Genomic DNA, 17,633 nt, shown 5'->3' with positions numbered 1-17,633 from the left:
ATTATTCATCCCCCTTTACACGTTTGGCAACAAGCTCGATATTTTTGCTGTCTGCACTTCCGACAACAGCATTCTTGCCGATCTTAATACCGTCGGCAACGAGCGCGCGGGTAACGACTGCACCTTCGGCAACTTCTGCGCCCGGCATAAGAACGCTGTCGATCACCTGTGCTCCTTCCGCTACTTTTGCGCCTGTAAACAGGACGGAATTTTTCACTTTTCCGTTGACAACACAGCCCTGTGTGATAAATGCGCGGTCAACAACGGCATCAGCGCCGATGTACTGCGGAAGAGCTGTAACGTCTTCTGTATAGATCTTCCATGCCGGATCGTTCAGATCAAGGGCATTGTTTTTGTCGAGAAGATCCATGTTTGCTTCCCAAAGAGAATCAATCGTTCCTACATCTTTCCAATAGCCTTTGTACTTGTAAGCGCAAAGTTTTTTCTCGTTGGTAAGAAGTGTCGGGATGATATCTTTTCCGAAATCGTGGCTTGAATCTGCGTTCTTCATATCGGCAAGAAGTGTCTTGCGGAGCAGTTTCCAGTTGAAGATGTAAATACCCATAGAAGCAAGATTGCTCTTCGGGTGTTCCGGTTTTTCTTCGAATTCTACGATACGTCCTGTTTCGTCTGTGTTCATAATACCGAAACGGCTGGCTTCCTTGAGCGGAACTTCGATTACCGCAATCGTTGCGTCGGCTTTACTCTCTTTGTGGAATGCGAGCATCTTTGCATAGTTCATCTTGTAAATATGGTCGCCGGAGAGAATAAGAAGGTATTCCGGAGAATAAGTGTCGATAAAGTCGATATTCTGTGAGATCGCGTCAGCAGTTCCACGGTAAACATCAAGATTGGCATCTGATTTTTCACGGGGCGGGAGTACATAGACGCCGCTGTCTTTCGCGTCCAATCCCCAACGTCTTCCGGCAGCTACATAACTGTTAAGAAGAATGGATTCGTACTGTGTTAATACGCCGACAACATCAATTCCGCTGTTGGCACAGTTGCTGAGTGGAAAATCAATAATTCGATATTTTCCGCCGTATGAAACAGCCGGTTTGGCAACTTTTTGGGTCAGGTCATGAAGACGGGAACCGCGTCCACCGGCCAAGATCATGGCTAACATATTATTTTGTTTCATGCTTGAGTCCTCCCTTATAATTTACTCCCTTTTATTATACAATTTTATTTGTTAAATTGCTATACTTTGTTAAGGAAAACAGTAAAAAATTCGTTAAAATGGTATAAATTGTAAAATTGTGCAGAAAGAAAGGATTGACATTAAAAATTTTGATACATATACTATATTGTTAGCACCCGAACTATTATAATTTACATAGAAAACGAAGGTATCATTTGCGGAACGAAAGAAGCGGAAAGAGAAGAGGAAAGATTATGAACGAGCGGCGGGATGCAGGAAAGATCATTAATCGGATCTCTCATCAGCTAAAGCGGAGAATGAATTGTCATGAGGAAGAAGATTCGCTGACGAATATGCAGAGACATGTACTTCATTATGTATTGCTGCAGTCGCTGAGCAGAGATATTTATCAGAAAGATATTGAAGCAGAGTTTCAGATTCGAAGGTCAACGGGGACAGGGATCCTGCAGTTATTGGAAAAGAATGGATTCATCACAAGGAAAGCAGAAGATCGGGATGCACGGCTGAAAAAGATCGTGCCGACAGAAAAAGCGGAGAAGGTCAGAGAACATGTACTGATGAATATAGATTGTACAGAGAAGATCATTCGTCGGGGAATACCGGATGAAAAGATGGAAATCTGTATGGATGTGCTGGAACAAATATCGGCGAATCTGTCTGAAGATGAGAGCTGCTGCATGGAGAATAAAAAAGAGTTGGAATAGACAGAACGTATAGTTTGGGAATGCGGAAATAGAAGAAAGGGGATCATAGGAAGATGGATAAAAAATTACTGCGCTCCGTGCGCGAGTATAAAAAGCAGTCATTTCTGACGCCTGTTCTTGTTGCGGCGGAAGTGTTTGTAGAAGTGCTCATCCCGCTGTTGATGGCAAAGATCATTGACGTAGGGATCATGAACGGCGATATGGCATATATTATCAAGTTGGGAGTTTTGCTCGTAGCGCTTGCGGTCGTTGCTCTCTTTTTCGGAGCAAAGGCCGGACAGCTTGCTGCCATAGCGTCTTCGGGTTATGCAAAAAACTTGAGGCATGATATTTTCTATAAGATTCAGGATTTTTCTTTCGGCAATATCGATCATTTTTCGACGCCGGGACTTGTAACAAGATTGACGACAGATATTACGAACGTACAGATGGCGTATATGTTTACAATCCGCCTTCTTGCGAGAGCGCCGATTATGATCGTGATGTCTTTGATCATGACTGTGACGATCAGTCCGGCAATCGCGCTGATGATGTTGATTACAATCCCGGTGCTGGGAGGTATTTTGATCTTTATTGCGAAGAAGGCGCATCCTCATTTTATCAAAGTATTTGATGAATATGATGAATTAAATAATGTCGTTCAGGAAAATGTCAATGCAGCCCGTGTTGTGAAAGCGTATGTGAGGGAAGAGCATGAAGTGGAAAAATTCGGGAAAATCTCGGGCGTTGTATTCCGGCTTTTTACGAAAGCGGAAAAGATCGTTGCGTGGAACTCTCCGACGATGCAGTTCACAATGTACGTTGTTGTGCTGGCAATGGTTCTGATCGGAGGCGAGAGTATTATGAGCGGCGATATGCTTACGGGAGAACTGACAAGTGTGATCGTCTATGCGCTTCAGATACTGACCTCTCTTATGATGGTGTCGTTTGTGTTTGTAATGATCATGATCGCAGAAGCATCTACGGAACGTATTAATGAAGTACTGGATGAAGCGCCGGAAATGGAAGATAAAGAAGACGCTGTCTCAGAAGTTGCGAACGGTGATATTGAATTTGACCATGTGGATTTTAGTTATTCAGGTGAAGGAGGCAATCTTTCGTTAAAAGATGTAAATCTTCATATTAAGAGCGGTCAGATTGTTGGAATTATCGGCGGTACAGGAAGTGCAAAGTCAACGCTTGTACAGTTGATCCCGAGACTGTATGATGTGACATCGGGAACGGTGAAAGTCGGAGGAGTCGATGTGCGGGACTATAATTTGAAAGTACTGCGGGATCAGGTGTCTGTCGTGCTTCAGAAAAACGTACTTTTTACAGGAAGTATTTATGAGAACATTCGTTGGGGAGATGAAAATGCCGGTGATGCGGAAGTAGAACGTGTATGTAAGCTGGCGCAGGCGGATGGATTTATCAGAGAGTTTCCGCATCAATATGAAACGATGATTGTTGAGGGCGGAAATAATGTGTCAGGAGGTCAAAAACAGAGACTGTGTATTGCAAGGGCGCTTTTGAAAAAGCCGAAGATCCTTATTCTGGATGATTCGACAAGTGCGGTAGATACAAAAACAGACGCGCTGATCCGTCAGGCGTTCAGAGAAGAGATCCCTGATACGACACGGATCATTATCGCACAGAGAGTTTCTTCTGTAGAAGATGCCGATGTGATCATTGTTATGGATAACGGAGAGATCAACGGAATCGGAACTTCGGAAGAATTGCTGAAAACAAATGCGATTTACAGGGAAGTGTATGAATCGCAGATGAAAGGGGGCGGAATCGATGAGTAAAGAGAGAGGACAGAAGCCGTCTGTGGATAAAAACACTCTGAAAACGGCAAAACGTCTGCTTGGCTATGTGACAAAGACATATAAAGTTCAGTTTATTATTGTATTGATCTGTATTCTTGTCAGCTCCATTGCAACAATCTCGGTTTCTTTGTCATTGAAGTTTTTGTTAGACGACTATATCATCCCGTTGATCGGACAAAAAAGCCCTGATTATACGGAACTGTATCAGGCGCTGGGTGTGTTGGCATGCATTTTCTTAAGCGGTGTGATTGCTTCCTTTGTATACACACGGCTTATGGTCGTGATCGGTCAGGGAGTGCTTAAGCGTGTCCGTGATGAAATGTTTGAGCATATGCAGAAATTGCCGATCCGTTATTTTGACCGGAATACAAATGGTTCGATCATGAGCCTTTATACGAATGATACGGATACGCTCCGGCAGATGATTAATCAGTCGATCCCGCAGGTTCTGATGTCGGCGCTCACGATCGTAGTGACATTTATCGCCATGCTTGTGTTGAGTCCGATTTTGACCGTACTTGCCGTTGTGATGATCGGGGTGATGACGTTTGTATCGAGAGTTGTCGGCGGAAACAGCGGAAAATATTTCGTGCGGCAGCAGCTTGATCTGGCAAATATCACCGGATTTGTGGAAGAGCGAATGACGGGGCAGCGTGTCGTTAAAGTGTTTAACCATGAGCGGATTTCGGAAGAGGAGTTTGATGCGCTTAATGAGAAGTTGTTTGTGAGCGCATCTAAGGCGCATACATTTGCAAGTATTATGGGACCGGTCATCGGAAACCTTGGAAACTTGCAGTTTGTTTTGACTGCTGTGCTGGGCGGAGCTCTTTCTGTTCTCGGCATTGGAAATATTACGCTCGGTGTGATGGCGTCTTATCTTCAGTTTACGAAGAGTTTTACCCAGCCGTTTATGCAGATCGCCCAGCAGTTTAACTCGATCATTATGGCTCTTGCGGGTGCAGAACGTATTTTTAATATGATGGATGAAGCGCCGGAAGTAGATGAAGGATATGTTACTCTTGTAAATGCAAAGAAAGATGCAAATGGAAATCTTACAGAGTGCAAAGAAAGAACTGGTTTATGGGCGTGGAAGCATCCGCATCAGGCTGACGGTACGGTGACTTATACGGAGCTGAAAGGTGATGTGAGATTTTATGATATGACGTTTGGATATACGGAAGATCATATGGTGCTCCATGATCTGACCCTGTACGCGAAACCGGGGCAGAAACTAGCCTTTGTCGGATCGACGGGAGCAGGAAAGACAACGATCACGAACTTGATCAATCGCTTCTACGATGTGCAGGATGGAAAGATCCGTTATGATGACATTAATATTAACAAGATTAAAAAGTCGGACCTGCGAAGATCGCTTGGTATCGTTCTTCAAGATACACATTTGTTTACAGGAACGATCATGGAAAACATTCGTTACGGAAAGCTGGATGCCACAGACGAGGAAGTTTATAAGGCAGCAGAGCTGGCTCACGCAGACGGATTTATCAAGATGCTTCCGAAAGGTTATGAGACACGCTTGAGCGGAGACGGGGAAGAATTGTCTCAGGGGCAGCGTCAGCTTCTTGCGATTGCCAGAGCCGCTATTGCCGATCCTCCGGTACTGATCCTTGATGAAGCGACATCCTCTATTGATACAAGAACGGAAAGTATCGTTCAAAAAGGCATGGATAACTTGATGAAGGGACGTACCGTATTCGTGATCGCCCATAGACTTTCGACGATCCGAAACAGCGATGCAATCATGGTGCTGGAACACGGACGCATTATCGAACGTGGAACGCATGATGAACTGCTGGCGCAGAAAGGAACATATTATCAGCTTTATACAGGGAACTTAGAGTTGTCGTAGAATAGAAAGAGAGGGGATTTTAAAACCCCCCTTTCTTTTTTATAATATAGATCGGCCGCTTCTTACTTTCCATATAATCTTTTGACATATATTGTCCAAGCAGAGACAGGAAGATCATCTGTATTCCGTTTAACGCGAGAATCAGGCAGATAAGCAGGATGATCCAGTTTGTTCCGTGTCCGGTTAAGACGGAAACGAGTTCTGTGACAACCGCGGCGATCAAAAGAAATATTCCGATGAATCCGGGAAGGGAAGCAGGAGCGGAAGAGAAGGATAAAATTCCGTCCATGGCATAGCGGAACAGAGAACGGAAATTCCACTTTGTTTTTCCTGCGGCGCGCTCGGTGTTGTGAAATGGAATCCATTTCGTGTCAAATCCGACGAAAGAGAAGATCCCTTTCATATAGCGGTTGTATTCTTTGAGTTCCAAAACGGAATCGGTCATGGCGCGGTTCATCATTCGGAAATCTCCCTTTCCGTCACCCATGTCAAGATGACATGTTTTGCCGATCAGGTGGTAGAAAGAGCGGGATAAAAATGTTCGGACCGGATTTTCGCCGGATCTGTCTTCTCTTAGACCTGCACAGCAGTCGTACCCTTCGTATTTGACGGCATGATACATCTCTTTGAGCAAAGCGGGCGGATGCTGCAAGTCGGCGTCCATAAATACACAGTAGTTTCCCGATGCATTCTGAAGACCGGCGTACATTGCGGCTTCTTTTCCGAAATTTCTGGAAAATGTAAGGAAACGGACGCGGTCATCTTTCTCGGTGAAGAGCTGCAGGATATCCGCTGTGCGGTCAGAACTTCCATCGTCTACGAAGATCAGTTCACAGACAGCGCTTTCGATCGAGGATGCGGCGTTTGAAACTGCGTCGTAGAAAGCGGGGAGAACTTTTTCTTCGTTGTAACATGGCACGATAATGCTGATCACATCAGCGGCGGGACTTGGATTTGATTCTTCGCAAGGCAGCATCTTTTCAGCAGATGCGGTCAGGTGAGGCTTAAAAGAACAAATATTGTTTTTGATCGTATTATTTTTGGCAGCGTTATTTTTGGTTGTCATAGGGCAGCAGCTCCTTTCTGATCATAGGTTGTCCCTGCCGATGGCCGGCAGTTTTGAAAACACGGTATTTGCACAGTACATAGTTTCCGATTACAGTTACGGCGCTTACAATCAATTTTGATATAAGCGGAGATAAAGCGAATTGGTCAATGGCAATCCACAGAAGGAGATTTTCGACAAGCAGCGTAAGGAAACGCAATGCTGCGAATGCAAAAAATTCTTCCGGGATTCGTCTGTCTGATCGGAAGACCCACCTGCGGTTCAGCGTATAGGCAGTGATTACTGCGGCTGCCCACGCGATGCTGTTAGAGCCAAGATACGGCATGTGAAAAAATAAAAGTAAACTGTAGAATATATAATTTACTCCGGTTGTGATGACTCCGGTTATAAGATAGGTAAGCAATTCTTTATTTAAATAATTTCGTTTCAAAACAAATTCCTTCTTTCTTCATCAAGATGTTATAGTCAAAGATTTTTCCCTCAAAATAAAATGCAGAAAAGATAAGATCAGCCTGCAAAGGTATAGGGACAGAGCAGTGAAACTTATTATGCAGCCGACAGTTTTTCCGGGTGGGGAAAAACGGATTTCTATCAGGTGAGTTCCCTTGTCAGCGGCCGTTCCGGCAAATGCTTTGTTTATACGAATGATATCTGCCTGTTTTCCGTCAATGAGAAGTTCCAGCCCGTTTTGGTATGGGATCGAAGTGGCAAGGATTCCGTCTTGATCTGCGGTAAATGTTCCGGAAAAAACGGTTGTGCCTGAAAGAAAGTTCTGTTTCTCTTTTCCTTCGGCAGTCCTTCTCATCGAGGCAGGGGAGACGTTCTTTTCATTAAAAATTTGTTCGCTGCACGAATACCACTGCACATGGCTGATGATAAAATGTCCTTTCGGGATCGTGACATGCATCTTGGTTGAGCCGGCGTCCTTATCAGTGGAAAGTTGGTAGTGAAACGTATTGTTTCCGTTTGGATAAGGGGCGAAAGTTCCCGAAAGTTTGTTGCGGATTTTATTAATATCAATTACGACAGGTTGGAACGTCTTGTTTTTTACTTCAAAAGAAAGCAGCAAAATACTGCCATTTCCCGTGTTGTCCATCGAAAATGTCAACGATTGTTTACATTTCGAAATTATTTCATACCCTTTCGATGTCTTTTTAATATCAAGACTTTCCGGCAGCGCGCCGCTGACAGAAAGCTTTGGAGAAAAAGGGGTGATGAATGTCTGCAGCTTGAAGCTTTCAGCGGAGGAATCAGAGGAGAAACCTGAAGAATGGTCGGCAGTACTGGCGTCAAACGTTTTCTTCTGATTGCTGATAACTGTTTTTTGAAAGAGCGCTTCCAGCTGCTCGATCTTGCTTAAGCGGTCAAAGTTTTCTTCAGAGATCGTGTCTGATGTGAAATAAACATTCGGAAGCACATTTTTATTTTCTGCAATAATCGTGTCCTTTGCAGTGGAACACAGCGGCGTGTAACCAAAAGGAATATGATCCTTTTCGGTTTCAATGTACCGAACGCCGAGAAGCCGAAGCATGAATGGATTATCGGCGGTGAGCAGAGCCACACGATTGTTGATCCCGATGGGAGTCATTAATATGTCGTAGTACAGATCAGAATAAGCGCTGTTTGTCACAGAAGAGTACATGGAACTTCGCGTCATTTCGGAAGTGACTGTTTCGTTTCCGCTTGCAAGCGGGGCAGCCAGACTGTCAAAATGATAGCGCGGATCCATCGGGACATTCGCAGCTTCTTCTGAAAGAGAATCCGATGAAAGTGCGGATCTCTTTACCCAGTTTTCCTTCGATGCGGTTGTAATATACATGCCGATTGGGGCAATAAGTACGAGCAGATAGACAAGCATTTCCATTTGGCGAGAAATACAGGGGTTTTTGAGCTTCTGTAAATCAGGCGTCTGCTTTCTCCTTTGGATCAGGCAAAATAAAAACAGAAGACAAAGTTCGGTCAAAATCCATGGGAATTGTATCTGACTGAACCAGAGCAGTCCGATTGGGAGCATGACCGCAAACGGATAGAGCGGATACCATGAGCCGGAATTTGTCGTATGTTTTTCGGCATGGGCTGATTTTAAGTAACGGATGCAGTGCAGGATGAACAGAGGCAGAAACGGAATGAGTATTTTCGGTCTTGCGTAAAGCGTTCCGTTTAAAATGTAGGAAAAGAATCCGAACAGTCCAAAAGACAGAAATAATACGCTGTCTGCGAAGAAGTTCTTTTTTGCCGGATCTTTGCGGTTTAATCCGGCAAGGATCGTATAAAAGCAGATGAGCGTCAGTCCTAAGCCGTATTCGTTAAACAAAATATTGTTCATGGACACGTTTGGTCCGAATAGTTCCAACAGTTTAAAAAGGGAGAATCCACCTCCGTTTCGCCTGTGTTCTGTCAGTACAAGTCCGGTCGGCAAAAGCAGCGCGGCAGACATACATATAGAAAGAGCGGCGGAAGGAAGATATTTTTTGAAAAAAGAATGCTTCCAAAAGGAAATGCCCTCCAGCCGCAGCCAGTACCAGCCGATGGAGGCGAATGCAGCGATTGCAAAATAAAAACTGTGCAGGCAGATCAGCAGTATACATAACGGAAGGAAACGAAACCGCTGTTTCTTAATGCATAGAAAGGCAAGGATTAAAAACGGCAGATAATTGACAAACATAATCTGACGGTGCATATGGAAAAGACATCCGGCAGTCAGAAAGAGAATGCTTCCGATCAGGGCGAAAGACGGAGAAATCTCTTCGCTTCGCAGCCATACATAGCAGAGCAGGATGGCGGCAAGATAAAGGAAAAACATATAACCGATTAAAATGGAAACCATCGGGATCTGAGGAAAGAGACATCCGATGAGAATATCAGGTCTTAAAAATCCGTAGTAGGAAAACTGATATCCGTTACTGCCGCTGCCGAGATTGATCCAGTCGGGAAGAAGCGTGTGCTGTTCCACGCAGGCATCACGGATCGTTTCTGCCAGTACGGCATGTTGGGAGAGCCAGTCGGTATTGGAACCATAGATGGCATCGGACGGCAGGATTACAGCGGTTAATATGATGAAAAGAACAATCAGCATTGTCGGATAAACGTATTTCTTCATATATATAAGCTCCTTTATCGGGTGACTATAGCATTCCCGTTATTTCTTGATGTAAACAGAGTAAAACATCTCTCTTAATAAACAGTGGAAAATAAATCGAAGAATTCTTAAGAAAAACCGATGAAATCTTAAAAAAATGTGGATATGTTGATAAAAATTAAGCAAAATTCACAAAACAAATATTTGCCATATCTAAATCAAGGGGAATATGCTATCATAAAATAGATGCAGACTGTGAAAAGATAAACAATTTCACAGAGAAAGGAGAGAAAATTATGAAAAAGAAATTTTTCAGTGCAGTGCTCGCCACAGCAATGGTTGTGACGAGCGTCTTCTCCACGACATCAGTTGTAGGGGCTGTAGAAAATGAGACAACAGTTCCTTATGGCAATGTGACCGTAAAACAGGAAGGTAATACTGTTACAATCGGAAACGATGCCATTGAAAGAACATTTTCAACAGCGGGCAATAAATTGTCCACGACTGAAATTGTGAACAAAAGAACTGGTGGAGAAGGCACAGTATTCACGCCTCAAGAAGGCAGTGAAGAATTCGTTGTAAAAACAACGAAAGAGCAAAAAGAACCGATTAGCTTACCGGCAATCGAGCGTACAGGCTGGACAGCAACGGCAGACAGCTATCAGAATGCATCGGGCGATTCAGATGGTCCGGCGCAGAACTTACTGGATGGCAATATCAATAGTATTTGGCATTCTAATTATGGTGGAGGAACTGGTACTCAGGCATATCCATACAATGTAGTAATTACATTTGGAAAAGACGTGACGTTCCAGTCCTTCTCTTACACGCCGAGAAAAGAAGGGGAAAATACAAATGGAAATATCAAGGGATATGAGCTGTATGCATCAACAGCAACAGATCCACTTGCTTATGATTCCAAAGATTGGGGAGAACCGATTGCCAGAGGTGACTTCGAGTATAATGGAGTGAACCCGATCTATGTGAACTTGAAAGAAGCATGTACTGCGAAACAGATTAAGTTCGTAGCAACGTCTTCAAACAATGGAGCTCAATTTGCCGGCGGAGCAGAGTTTAATCTTCACGCAGAGAAAGCACCGGTAGATACGGATGATCGTGCATTTGAGACAAGCGACTTAGAGCTGAAAGATACGGATGCAGTGAAAGTTGAAGATACGACGGCGACGATTAACGGAGTACAGAAGAATGGTAAGAAAGTAACATTTTCTTTCAAGCCGTATACTCACAAAGACGTAGCCTATACGATCGACGAAGTAATCGTAATGTATGAAGGAGATCACTTCATGCGTAAATTCCTTGAGATCGATGTGCCGGATGACAAAATGGCAGATGCTGAAATCGACTACATCGACCTTGAGTCTCTGAAAGTGGCAGAGTCCGATGCACAGTGGACAATTCCGAGAGGAAAAGGCGGCATCGTAGAGATGGAAGAGTTCAAGGCAAACCTCGGACAGCCGATCTACATTCAGGGAATGTTCTTCGGATGTGAATTCCCGGTGGCGGATACAGAGATCGTTGACGGAACTGGATTTATGCGCTATTACAGCGGTAAGACATTCAGCAGATTGAAAGAAGACAACCAGTTGACAACAGATAATAAGTATGTAACATGGCAGACAGTTGCAGGAGCGGCAAGAAGTACGGAGCAGGAAGTTATTCAGGCAGACTTCTTCGAGTATATCAAGTCGATCGCAACTCCGTCAGAGTTCCGTACACAGTATAACTCATGGTTCGATAACATGATGAAGATCAGTGATGAGAATATTCTGAATTCCTTCATTGAGATTGACCGCGAGTTGAATAAAGCGGAAGTCAGTCCTCTTGATTCCTATGTAGTAGACGATGGATGGAATGCATATAATAATGGATCAATAGGCGAAGGTTCGCACGAACAATCCGGAGCAACAATTAACAACAAAGGTTTCTGGACGTTTAATGAGAAATTCCCGGAAGAACTGACACCATCCAGCGAACTTGTTAAGAAGTTCGGAAGTAACTTCGGAGTATGGGTTGGACCGAGAGGCGGATATAACTTCTATAGTACATTAGCAGATATTATTCAGACAGCAAAAAACGGAAGTAAAGCCGGCGGCTCTATCGACGTGGCTGACCGCACATATGTAGATAACTTTACAAAAATGGCAGTTGAATGGCAGAAAAAATGGGATGTCAACTACTGGAAATGGGATGGATTCGCAGACAATGCTCAGTACAACCATTTTAATAATGCAGGCGGAGCAGACGGTGTTCCGGTATACAGCGAGTCAAACCACCATATGACAGGCGGTTATCATCAGATGTATCATGTGACTGATCTGTGGGAAGCATGGATCGATCTGATGGAAACAGTTCGTAAGAGTGAAAAAGAAGACAATATTAATAATCTTTGGATTTCCCTTACATGTTATGTAAACCCGAGTCCGTGGTATTTACAGTGGGCGAACTCCGTATGGCTTCAGTGTACAGCGGATCAAAGAGACGCATCTTTTGGAACGACAAAGATGAACAAGCAGATCACATACCGTGACGCTTGTTACTATGATTTCCTGAAGAATCATCAGTTCCAGTTCCCGCTCCAGAACCTTTACAACCATGATCCGATTTACGGAAAAGAAGGAACAGGAATGACGGTTAATACTGCTACAGATGAAGATTTCCAGAACTATCTGTACATGCTTTCTACTCGTGGAACAGCATTCTGGGAGTTGTACTATTCTGACAGTATTATGACAGACGGAAAATACGAGATCACAGGAGAATTCCTTGAGTGGGCAGAGGCAAACTACCATATGCTGAAAAACTCCAAGATGATCGGCGGAAAACCGGATGTTACAAAATTAAATAATTTTGACTCAAACGAAGCGCAGGCAGAAGCATACGGATTCTCATGCTTCGACGGAACAGACGGAATCATCTCACTCCGTAACCCGTCTGCAAGCGCAGATAAGACGATCAAGTTCACATTTGACCGTACAATGGGCGTTGCAGAAAATGCAGGCACATTAAACTACTACTTAGAGCACAGCTATCTTCTTTCAGATGAGTCTGCTCAGACAGGTACATTAGAGTACGGCAAAGAATATACAGTGAACCTGAAACCGAACGAAGTGCGTATCTTACGCGTTTCAGCTCAGAAAGACACAACAGCGCCGAAGATCGACAGAATTATGACAGACGGTGCGAAAGAAATCACAGTGAAGTTCGATGAGAAAGTATCAGGAAACCTCTTTAAGGTAGAAAATGGAAAAGTTGCTTCCGTTAAGAAGAGTGCAGACGATACAACATATCATATCGAATTAGCAGAAGCTCCGGCAAATGAAGCGGCAGTAAAAGTAACTCCGCAGGATATCAAAGATATGTCCGGCAACAAAGCAACAGAAGCTGCATCTGTTGTATATCACAAAGATAACGTGATCGTTGAAAACGGAAGCGTTACAGCAGGAGAACTTGCAGCAGAAGATAAATCTCTGAATTCCAACAACGGATTCACAGTAGCTGCTACAGTAAACACAACAGGTACAGATAAGTCTCTCGTAAAACAGGATGCTCAGTATGAGTTGAAAGTAACGGCAGAAGGAAAAGCATCATTTACACTGAACGGCGCTACAGCGGTTTCCGGCAAGGTAATCAATGACGGAGCAGAGCATAAAGTGGTAGGGGTGAAAGAAAACAACGGTATGCTGAAGCTTTATGTAGACGGAACACTGGAAGGATCTGCTTACAATGCAGATAACAGATTCCATACAGTGAAAAAAGCTGCCATCACAGCAGGTGAAGGCGTGACAGCGGCATCTGTGTACGATATCGCATATGGTTATGATGAAGTAGCTAAGATGGGAGAGCCGGAAGGACTTCCGAAACTGACACTTGAAGACAGCATGATTACAGTTTCTGGTACGAGTGAAGGTGAAAAAGTCAAGATCTTGGACGGAGACAAAACAACATTCTGGACAAGTCAGGAAGTGCCAGAAGGCAATGTAAGCAGTGATAATGCATGGCTGAAAGTTGACTTAGGATCTACATATAAGTTGGATCAGGTTGATTACACACCGCGATACTTCAATGGGGCACAGAATTACTGGGCATGTACAGGTAATATTAAGAATCTGGTGGTAGAGCTTAGTAAAGACGGACAGACATGGACTCCGGTAACAGGAGAAAACGGACTTGATCTTTCAAGCAAGATTAAAAATACAAATGATGAGTCATTCTTCCCTGAGGAGATTATGTTCGCGGCACAGGAAGCGAGATATGTACGCATCAGCGGAACAGCGTCCTATCACTGGCAGGCGGCTAAAGAAAATACATCTATCACAGTCGGTGATCTTGCAATCTACGGAGAAAAAGTAGAAGCACAGAACATCGCAAAAGATGCAAACGTAACAGCAAAATGGACAAAAGATGACACAGACGCAGCAAAAGGCAGCGACAGACCAATGTCTATGGCTGTTGATGGAAACAAGACAGATTATGGTTCAAACTATGCTGAGTTCGGTGCAGACAACAGACGCGAATCCTCTTATATGCAGGTTGATTTAGGGGATGTATGTGATGTGAATTCCCTGTCACTGTATCGTTACTGGGGTGATGGTAGAACATATGGCGATACAGTAGTGGCTGTAGCAGAAAAAGAAACAGACTTCAAAGAAGGAAAAGCTACAATCGTCTACAATGCAGATGATCAGAATGTTCATAAACTGTATACACAAGCACCGGAAAAATTCGACGAAGACTATGCAGAATCTGCACAGGGCAAATCATGGACATTGCCGGAAGGCACAAAAGCACAGTTTGTTCGTGTTTATATGTACGGAAGAACGAACAACGCTACAACAACAAACCACGTTGTAGAGCTTGAAGTATTCGGAACAAAACCGGAAGAAGGCGAAACACCGAGCGTAGACATTACAACATTAATCGAAAGATTGACTGAATTGTCAGCAGTAGACACATCCAAAGCAACGACAGACAGCGCGGCAGCATTCAAAGCGCTCGTAAAAGAAGGTTACGATCTTGTGGCGACAGGAGCACAGACACAGGACGAAGTAACTGCTATGATAACGAAACTGGAAGGCGCAGAAGGTAAACTTGTAGACGCATCCGCTCTGAAGACAGCAATCGCAGACGCAGAGAAGAAAGTTGAAACAAGTACAGTAACAAGCGCAGAGCCGGTAAAAGCTAAAATTGCAGAAGCAAAACAGCTTCTTGTAAACGGTACAAAAGAGCAGATCGAGGCGATGGTTACAGCATTGAATGAAGCTGTAGCAGGACTTGTAGAACGCGGAAACACAGACGAGCTGAAAGCTTTGATCGATCAGTATGCAGAAGAAAAACTGACAGCAGACGCTCACACAACATCTACATGGAGCGCTTATGAGACAGCTCTGAATGCGGCAAACGCAATCGTGGCAGACAACAGCGACAGCGATCAGGCAGCAGTAGATGCGGCGAAGAAAGCTTTGGAAGACGCTCATACAGCATTGGCAAAACGCGGAAATACAGATGCTTTGAAAGCTCTTATCAAAGAGTATGAAGAACTGAAAGAAGCGGATTACACACATGAGACATGGGTGAAATACGAAGAAGCTCTTGAAGCGGCAAATGCAATCGTGGCAGACAACAGCAATAAGACGCAGGCAGAAGTAGATGCGGCGAAAGACGCGTTGAAAGCAGCGAAAGAAGCGCTTGTAAAAGCTCCGGTAGATCCGCAGCTTGATAAGAGCAAATTGCAGGCAGCAGTTGATGCGGCAAAAGATAAAAATAAAGATAAAGATACATACACAACAGATTCTTACAAGGCAATGGAAAAAGTTCTCGCAGAAGCAGAAGAACTTCTGACAAACGGTAAGGATCAGGCGGCAATCAATGCGAAAGCAAATGAACTGAACGCAGCAGTTGAAGCTCTTGTAGCACGTGGAAACACAGGCGCGCTGAAAGCGCTCATCGATCAGTACGCGGCAGAAGATCTGAAAGAAGCAGACTACACAGTTGATTCTTGGAAGACTTATACAGATGCATTGAAAGCAGCAGAAGATGTAGTGAAAGATAACAGCAACCTTGATCAGGATGCAGTAGACACAGCGAAGAAAGCGTTAGAAGATGCTCATAAAGCATTGACAAAAGTAGAGCAGATCAACAAAGAAGCGTTGAAAGCAGCAATCGATGCAGCGAACGCGGCTGATGCGAACCTGTACACAACAGCTTCTTATGACGCAATGACAAAAGTTCTTGCAGACGCAGAAAAGGTACTGAAAGACAGCAAAGATCAGACAGAGATCGATGCAGCAGCAAAAGCATTGAATGATGCAGTTGCAGCTCTTGCAGAACGTGGAAACACAGATGCGCTGAAAGCTCTCATTGAAGAGTATAAAGATCTGAAAGAGACAGACTTTACGGCTGATTCCTGGAAGGATTATGCAGACGCGTTGAAAGCGGCAAACGCAATCGTGAAAGACAACAGTAACAGCAATCAGGCAGCGGTAGACGCAGCGCTTAACGCGTTAAAAGACGCTCGTGCAGGATTAACACCTGCTGAAAAACCGTCGGTGAAACCTGGTGATAAGAGCGAACTTAAGGCATCTTACGACAAGTACAAAGATATGAAGAACGACGGTTACACAGCAGAGAGCTGGGCGAAGTTTGAAAACGCTCTGAAATCTGCAAAAGCAATCCTGGATAACGAGGCTGCGACAGCAGATCAGGTAAAAGCTGCTTTGGCACAGTTGAATTCAGCGGCAGACGGCTTGACGAAAGCGCCGATTACACCGCCGAAGGATGATCCGCAGACACCATCAACTCCGTCACAGGGCGGAAGCGTACAGACAGGTGATACTGCAAACGTAGCGTTGTGGCTCGTGCTTGCAGGACTGTCAATGATCGCTTATGTAGCGGTTAGAAGAAAAAGAGCATAGTGTATTCTTGTCTTTTCATTAAGGCAATGGACATTTAAGCTTTAACAGGGCAAAGCGTTCGGCGGCGGACGCTTTGTCCTTTTTTGTATAGGCGACGAGCCAAAGTCCGGGCTTGTCTGAGACTTTGGCAGCCGCTTACGATCCTGAGATATGCCTTTTGGCGCTTTTGGTAATTGTGCAGAGGCAGAAAAGCCGGATGTTTGAAAGAAAGAGATTATATTATCAGAAAATTCATACAATATAAAACTAAAATATAATTATTTAAAGTTTTTTATAAAAATGTATTGACAAAACAAAACTCGGGTGATATTATAAAGACATCCAAAAGAGATACAACAAAATAAAAAATAAGAAACATCTCAAAAGGATATTTAACTAAGAAGACATCATATCAGTTGTCTGATTAGATTAAAAATAAACGGATAGCAGGAGGAAAAGACCAATGGACAGTGTGATTTCAGTGAATCATCAATATGTTAGTGGTATGGCAAGTGTAAGTTCCTGTGGAAAAGAGACCTTTGCTCAAGGATAGATAATCCGGAATAAAAATAACGAAAGAATTGATCGGAGAGTTGTAATCCGGATAAAGATCAGAAAGATTTGACATTTGCAGGCATATTGAATACAGATACCACATATAGCAGAATTTCAAAAGATGTGTAAAGAAACATTGAGTAGATTATCATTCGTGCATATCGAGTTTAGTATGTGTGGTGGTACCGGAAACAAGGATCGTAAGTGATGTGTGGTAAGGATGCTGTTATGAACTCAAATTTGTTATTAATTGAAGGAGGGAAGATTTAATAAGCAGGTTTTAGTAAATCGACCGAAGATTAAATAACAATGGCAGAGGTCTTACAGGAACGAAATCTAGTATTTGCCTCCGATTTAAAAATAAAGAAAATATGAAAAAATTAAATAGATTATAAAAATGCATCTCCAATGTTAATTGAGGATGCATTTTTTTGACATTGCGAAATGCATATGATAAAATATTGAAAGATATAGGTATGCA

General features: G+C 43.6%; 8 protein-coding genes. 4 read left to right on the top strand and 4 right to left on the bottom strand.

The genetic code is table 11. From position 1 onward, the window contains the following. Position 1: 1 nt before the first annotated feature. Positions 2-1,141: a glucose-1-phosphate adenylyltransferase gene (locus RCH61_RS06750; protein WP_306480237.1), complete on the bottom strand. Its 1,140-nt coding sequence runs from the start codon at positions 1,139-1,141 to the stop codon at positions 2-4. A gap of 254 nt (positions 1,142-1,395) precedes the next feature. On the opposite strand from RCH61_RS06750, the gene RCH61_RS06745 reads away from it, so the two are divergent. From RCH61_RS06745 to RCH61_RS06735, 3 genes are read left to right on the top strand one after another with little or no spacing between them, the layout of a single operon-like run. Beyond that, positions 1,396-1,866 carry a MarR family winged helix-turn-helix transcriptional regulator gene (locus RCH61_RS06745; protein WP_306480236.1) on the top strand — a complete coding sequence of 157 codons (471 nt, stop codon included), beginning with the start codon at positions 1,396-1,398 and terminating at the stop codon, positions 1,864-1,866. Positions 1,867-1,919: 53 nt separating this feature from the next. Continuing rightward, complete coding sequence (locus tag RCH61_RS06740) at positions 1,920-3,653, top strand: ABC transporter ATP-binding protein (protein WP_306480235.1); 1,734 nt, start codon at positions 1,920-1,922, stop codon at positions 3,651-3,653. Continuing rightward, the gene (locus RCH61_RS06735) at positions 3,646-5,541 is read left to right on the top strand and encodes an ABC transporter ATP-binding protein (protein ID WP_306480234.1); all 1,896 of its coding nucleotides are present in this window, start codon (positions 3,646-3,648) and stop codon (positions 5,539-5,541) included. The genes RCH61_RS06740 and RCH61_RS06735 overlap by 8 nt, the downstream gene beginning before the upstream one ends. A gap of 19 nt (positions 5,542-5,560) precedes the next feature. Here the strand turns inward: RCH61_RS06735 and RCH61_RS06730 are convergent, their stop codons facing one another. From RCH61_RS06730 to RCH61_RS06720, 3 genes are read right to left on the bottom strand one after another with little or no spacing between them, the layout of a single operon-like run. Continuing rightward, entirely contained in the window at positions 5,561-6,607 is a 1,047-nt protein-coding gene (locus RCH61_RS06730; protein ID WP_306480233.1) for a glycosyltransferase family 2 protein, read from the bottom strand. After that, positions 6,591-7,037, bottom strand: a complete 447-nt coding sequence (locus RCH61_RS06725) for a GtrA family protein (protein WP_306480232.1) — start codon at positions 7,035-7,037, stop codon at positions 6,591-6,593. Before RCH61_RS06725 ends, RCH61_RS06730 begins: the two co-directional genes overlap by 17 nt. Positions 7,038-7,058: 21 nt before the next feature. Next, the gene (locus RCH61_RS06720; RefSeq protein ID WP_178006884.1) at positions 7,059-9,707 is read right to left on the bottom strand and encodes a YfhO family protein; all 2,649 of its coding nucleotides are present in this window, start codon (positions 9,705-9,707) and stop codon (positions 7,059-7,061) included. Between the two features lie 275 nt (positions 9,708-9,982). On the opposite strand from RCH61_RS06720, the gene RCH61_RS06715 reads away from it, so the two are divergent. Beyond that, positions 9,983-16,618: a discoidin domain-containing protein gene (locus RCH61_RS06715; RefSeq protein WP_306480231.1), complete on the top strand. Its 6,636-nt coding sequence runs from the start codon at positions 9,983-9,985 to the stop codon at positions 16,616-16,618. Positions 16,619-17,633: the final 1,015 nt, after the last annotated feature.

It is taken from the genome of Mediterraneibacter sp., assembly GCF_030825015.1.
Classification (GTDB): Bacteria; Bacillota; Clostridia; order Lachnospirales; family Lachnospiraceae; genus Mediterraneibacter.
The sequence above is the reverse complement of the archived record's forward strand: the minus strand, read 5'-3'. Positions and strand labels throughout refer to the sequence as shown.